4 protein-coding genes and 1 pseudogene are annotated in these 3778 nt (G+C 69.2%); 3 read left to right on the top strand and 2 right to left on the bottom strand.

Features of this window, described 5'->3' with window-relative positions:
• Positions 1–113: 113 nt before the first annotated feature.
• Positions 114–1739: a response regulator gene (locus ACK4JY_RS14805; protein WP_409606871.1), complete on the bottom strand. Its 1626-nt coding sequence runs from the start codon at positions 1737–1739 to the stop codon at positions 114–116.
• A 176-nt stretch (positions 1740–1915) separates the two neighbouring features.
• Between ACK4JY_RS14805 and queC the strand changes: the two genes are divergently transcribed.
• Genes queC through ACK4JY_RS14790 form a run of 3 tightly spaced genes read left to right on the top strand, consistent with a single transcriptional unit; the run spans position 1916 to position 3644 of the window.
• Positions 1916–2647, top strand: coding sequence for a 7-cyano-7-deazaguanine synthase QueC (gene queC / locus ACK4JY_RS14800; protein ID WP_409606870.1), 732 nt, complete (start codon positions 1916–1918; stop codon positions 2645–2647).
• Positions 2644–3279 (top strand): 7-carboxy-7-deazaguanine synthase, encoded by a 636-nt coding sequence (queE, locus tag ACK4JY_RS14795; RefSeq protein WP_409606869.1) that lies wholly within the window; start codon positions 2644–2646, stop codon positions 3277–3279. Before queC ends, queE begins: the two co-directional genes overlap by 4 nt.
• On the top strand, positions 3276–3644 hold the full coding sequence (locus ACK4JY_RS14790) for a 6-pyruvoyl trahydropterin synthase family protein (RefSeq protein WP_409606868.1): 369 nt from the start codon (positions 3276–3278) through the stop codon (positions 3642–3644). The genes queE and ACK4JY_RS14790 overlap by 4 nt, the downstream gene beginning before the upstream one ends.
• 19 nt (positions 3645–3663) lie before the next feature.
• Here the strand turns inward: ACK4JY_RS14790 and ACK4JY_RS14785 are convergent.
• Positions 3664–3778, bottom strand: a pseudogene (locus ACK4JY_RS14785) (IS5/IS1182 family transposase); the annotation flags it as partial.

Genomic DNA, 3778 nt, shown 5'->3' with positions numbered 1-3778 from the left:
CTCGATCAGCCGCCACTCCACCTCGCTCAGATCGTATCGCGCCATGCCAAGGCTCCTTCCGGAATCCTTGAATCAGCGAGACCGGGTCACCGCAAGCTTTATGGGTTCAGAACCTAGGCCGAGCGCGCCGACCGGCGCGGGGCCCGCGCATCGCTCGCTTCAGCGCCCGGCCCCAGCGCGGCATGCATGGCCATGCGCAGCCGCTCGGGCTTGATCGGCTTTTCGACGACGGCGGCCATGCCGCAGGCGAGGTATTTGCGGGCGTCGTCCGGATCGGCGTTGGCGGTCAGGGCGACGATCGGGATGGCGCTGACCGGCCCGTCGAGGGCGCGGATCGCCTCGGTCGCCTGCACGCCATCCATGCGCGGCATCTTGATGTCCATCAGCACCAGGTCGAACTGACGCTCCTGCACCGCTTCCAGCGCCTCGACGCCGTCCTCCGCGGTTTCGGAGGTGCAGCCGAACATCTCGCACAGGGCCTGGGCCACCACGCGGTTGGTGGCGTTGTCGTCGACGATCAACACATGCGGCGTCGTGGTCATGTCGTGGTTCGACAGGGACTGGACGTTCGAGGCTGTCGCCGCCTCGACCAGGGTGCGATCGACCTCGAGGTCGAAGGCGAAGGTCGCGCCGCGTCCCGGATTGTTCTCGGCCCAGATGCGGCCGCCCATGCGGTCGATGATCTGCCGGCAGATCGACAGGCCCAGACCTGCGCCGTCCTGGCCCGAGCCGTGGACGAAGGGTTCGAAGATCGCGTCGACGCGATCGGCGTCGATGCCCGGGCCGTCATCGCGAATGCGCGCCTCAAGGGTGATGCGGTCGCCCGCCGCCACCGCCTTCAGGCTGGCCTCGACGACGCCGTTGCGGGCGAATTTCAGGGCGTTGCCGATCAGGTTGTTGAACACCTGCTTCAACCGCACGCCATCGACGACGGCGGCCAGTTCAGTGTCGCCCTCATAGCCGATCATCAGGCTGACATTGTCCTGGGACGCGCGTGGCGCCCACATGGCCTGGATGTCGTCCATCAGGCTGCGCAGCGGCGTCGGCTCGGCGTGCAGTTCCAGCTCGCCCGCCTCGGCCCGCGACAGGTCGAGCGCGTCCTGGAGGATGCGCAGCAGGGTCTCGGAGCTTTCCACGATCGTGGTCACATGGGCGTGCGCCTGGGCGTTCAGCGGCTGACGGCGCAGCAGTTCGGCGACGGCAAGCACGCCGTTCATCGGCGTGCGCAGTTCATGGCTCATGATGGCGAGGAACTGGCTCTTGGCCCGGGCCGACATCAGGGCCTGGGTCCGGGTGTCGCTGAGCTCGCGCGCCTGGGCGGCGAGGTCGGCGTTCTGACGGCGCTGGCTGTCGTTGACGGCCTGCAGCAGGGACACCGCCGTGCCGACGCCGTGATAGCGGCCGTCGCGGGTGACGATGAAGCCGCGCATCAGGGCCGCCGGCCCGCCCTTCAGCAGGGCGTCGCAGAAGGTGTCGATGGCCACCCCGGCCTCGACCACGGCGGGGTCGTCGTCCATCAGATGGGTGATCGGCCGGCGCGCATAGAGGGCGTGGCCAAAGGCGCCGGCGATCTTCAGCAGGAAGGCGTTGCGCTCTACGAGGCCGACGGGGCGATGGCCGTCGACGACGGCGATGACGAGGGTGTCGGGTTCGCTCTCGAAGCGGGCGAACACCTCGCTTCCCGATGTCTCCGGCGAGACTGCCTCGGCGCGCTCGGTGAGAACTTCAATGGTCGGCATACTCACCGGCACTCCACGGCAACCGGTGGACATTGCACCGAACCGTTTTCGGAATGGTTAAGCTGAGCCGCAGTTTTTGCGCCCGGCGCCCGGCTGGTGTATGACCCCGGCCCGTCCCCGAACGGCCCATCACCCCTGTCCATGCGCGCGGCCGTCCGGCCGACCGCAGGTTTGTCATGAGCGCAGCCCTGGAAAACCCCGCGACATCCGCTCTCGTCCTCTTCTCCGGCGGGCAGGACAGCGCCACCTGCCTGGCGTGGGCGCTTGCGCGCCACGCGCGGGTGGAGACGGTCGGATTCGACTATGGTCAGCGCCACGCGGTCGAGATGCAGGCGCGCCTGACCGTGCGCGATGGGATGGGCAGGGGGCTGCCCGACCTCGCCGACCGGCTCGGCCCCGACCATGTCGTCGACCTGACCGGCTACGGCCGGATCGCCGACAGCGCCCTGACCGCCGACCGGGCCATAGAGATGGACGCCCGCGGCCTGCCGACCACCTTCGTGCCGGGCCGCAACCTCGTCTTCCTGACCTGCGCGGCCGCCCTCGCGGACCGGCGTGGGCTGGAGGTGCTGGTCGGCGGCATGTGCGAAACCGACTTCTCCGGCTATCCCGATTGCCGCCGCGACACGATCGACGCCATGGCCCGGGCCCTGAGCCTCGGCCTCGACAAGCCGGTCGTCATCGAAACGCCGCTGATGGCCCTGACCAAGGCCGACACCTGGGCCCTGGCCGCCGATCTGGGCGGCCCGCCGCTGGTCGAACTGATCGTCGAGGCCTCGCACACCTGCTATCGCGGCGACCGCGAGCACCGCCACCCCTGGGGCTACGGCTGCGGCGACTGCCCGGCCTGCGAGCTGCGAGCTGCCGGCTACGACGAATGGGCGGCGCGGCCGGGACCGGCGACGTGACCTATTCCGCCAAGGAGATCTTCCTGACGGTGCAGGGCGAGGGCGGGCAGGCGGGCCGGCCGGCGGTCTTCCTGCGCTTCGCCGGCTGCAATCTGTGGAACGGGCTGGAGCGGGACCGGGCGGCGGCCGTCTGCAGCTTCTGCGACACCGATTTCGTCGGCGTTGACGGCGACGGCGGCGGCAAGTTCGTGACCGCCGACGCCCTGGCCGATCACGTCGCATCGATGTGGCGGGGCCGGGCGGGGGACCCGAAACTGGTCGTCTGCACCGGCGGCGAACCGCTGCTGCAACTCGACCCGCCCCTGATCGAGGCCCTGCACGCCCGCGGCTTCGAAATCGCCATCGAATCCAACGGCACCCTTGTCGCGCCGGCCGGCGTCGACTGGGTCTGCGTCAGCCCCAAGGCCGCCGCCCCGGTGGTTCAGACCTCGGGCCAGGAGCTGAAGCTGGTCTATCCCCAACCGGCCGCCATGCCCGACCGGTTCGAACATCTGGCCTTCGAGCGCTTCTGGCTCCAGCCTATGGACGGGCCGGATCGCGAGGCCAATACGGCAGCGGCCCTCGACTATTGCCTGAGTCATCCCAAATGGCGGCTCAGCGTCCAGACCCACAAATACATCGGCGTAAGATGAACGTTTTCGAGATCACCAAGGCGGCCACCTTCGACGCCGCCCACCACTTCCCGACCGAGCCGGAGGGCAGTCCCTACAGGCGCATCCACGGCCATTCCTTCCAGGTCGAGGCCACGGTGCGCGGCGAGGCGCTGGACATCGCCCACGGCTGGGTCGCCGACCTGGGCGCGCTGGACCGCGCGCTGAAGGCGGCGGCCGAAGAGCTGGACCACGGCATGCTCAACGAGCACGCGGGCCTCGAACTGCCGTCGCTTGAGAACCTGTGCGTGTGGTTCGCCAACCGGCTGAAGCCGGAATGGCCCGGCCTCAGCCGCATAACCGTCTCGCGCCCGACCATCCACGAGCGTTGCGCCCTGACCCTGTAGGTCGGACCCCCCAGGCGCTCTAGGTTCTGGACTCATAAGCCCTGAGCCAGAGGCGTGTTGAGGCGAGCAGGACGGCGGCGAGGAAGTTGCGGGCCAGCTTGTCGAAGCGGGTGGCGATGCGGCGGAAGTGCTTG

Source organism: Brevundimonas sp., assembly GCF_046295595.1.
Lineage (GTDB): Bacteria > Pseudomonadota > Alphaproteobacteria > Caulobacterales > Caulobacteraceae > Brevundimonas.
This window is presented reverse-complemented; position numbering and strand designations above follow the sequence as displayed.

Excerpts from the sequence above, each read along its gene's own strand:
- ACK4JY_RS14805 (WP_409606871.1), bottom strand. The coding sequence starts at position 1,739 with ATGCCGACCATTGAAGTTCTCACCGAGCGCGCCGAGGCAGTCTCGCCG.
- queC (WP_409606870.1), top strand. The coding sequence starts at position 1,916 with ATGAGCGCAGCCCTGGAAAACCCCGCGACATCCGCTCTCGTCCTCTTC.
- ACK4JY_RS14790 (WP_409606868.1), top strand. The coding sequence starts at position 3,276 with ATGAACGTTTTCGAGATCACCAAGGCGGCCACCTTCGACGCCGCCCAC.